Source organism: Komagataeibacter kakiaceti JCM 25156, from assembly GCF_000613305.1.
In genome coordinates this window covers 1-1,112 of sequence record NZ_BAIO01000657.1, presented here as the reverse complement: position 1 = coordinate 1,112, position 1,112 = coordinate 1, and the positions used below count along the sequence as shown (strand labels likewise).

At 60.9% G+C, this 1,112-nt stretch carries 1 protein-coding gene; it reads right to left on the bottom strand.

Annotated features, from left to right (window positions below):
* Window positions 1-104: 104 nt before the first annotated feature.
* Window positions 105-794: a carbonic anhydrase gene (locus JCM25156_RS17635; protein WP_025814198.1), complete on the bottom strand. Its 690-nt coding sequence runs from the start codon at window positions 792-794 to the stop codon at window positions 105-107.
* Window positions 795-1,112 lie beyond the last annotated feature (318 nt).

The following is a 1,112-nucleotide window of genomic DNA, read 5'->3' as shown; positions in this document are numbered from 1 at the left end:
GATTCCATGTGGAAAGCTTGAGGCTGCCGCCGCGCACGGGCGCTGGCGGGCAGGGCCAGAAACATGGACAGGCATAATGTCCCCACCACCGCCCGCCGCTGGCTTCAGGCCGTGGCGGGCCTGCCGGCCTGCGCCTGAAGGGCCGCGATGGCTTCATCCACATGGATGAACCTGCGGGATGTTTCATCCAGCACCACGACTTCCCCGCTTGCGATATCATAGAACCATCCCTGCAACGTCAGGGTGCCACGGGCAACCCCTGCCGCCACGGCGGGATGTGTGCGCAGATGCGCGATCTGGAGCTGTACGTTCTGTTCGGACAGGCTGCGCACGGTGGCCGGGCCTGCGTCCGATGCCTCCAGAACGGCGCGCGCGGCTTCGGCATTGCGCAGCCAGCTTGCCACGGTGGGCATCTTGTTCAGCTTGCTCGGGTCGGGGTCCAGCAGGGCCTGCATCGCGCCGCAGTTGGAATGACCGCAGACGATGATGTGCGAAACCTTGAGCGCGCTGACGGCGTATTCGATGGCGGATGACACGCCGCCCAGCATTTCCCCATAGGCGGGCACGATATTGCCGATGTTGCGCAGCACGAACAGGTCGCCCGGCTGGGTCTGGGTAATCATGCTGGGGTTCACCCGGCTGTCGGCGCAGGCGATGAACAGCGTATCGGGGGACTGGCTTTCGGCCAGGCTGGCGAACAGTTCACGGTTCTGGGGAAATACTTCCGTATTGAAGCGCTCTACACCGCGCAGGAGATCAATAAGGGTATCCCGGGCAGTATTGGTATCGGCCATCGTAAAATCCTGTCACCTGAATATCCAGACATGGGGGAGAAACCACGTTGCGCAACAGAACTGGCGCGGCACCCGGTGGTCCGGTCTGGATCTTTCTCCGTCTATATCATGGAAACACCTGCCGACCACAAATGTTTCTCAGACATGTATGATAGAAATACTAAGTAACTGCAATATAGTTAATAAATATTCACTTTCTGTATTGAAGCATTGCGGGGGCGGGTGCGTACAGCACAACGGCGCGACCAGGCCGCGCCGTTGCATGTTACCGAGATGGCGGGATACGGCCCGATCAGGCCCCGGCCGCCTGCCGCAGGG

Excerpts from the sequence above, each read along its gene's own strand:
- JCM25156_RS17635 (WP_025814198.1), bottom strand. The coding sequence starts at position 794 with ATGGCCGATACCAATACTGCCCGGGATACCCTTATTGATCTCCTGCGC.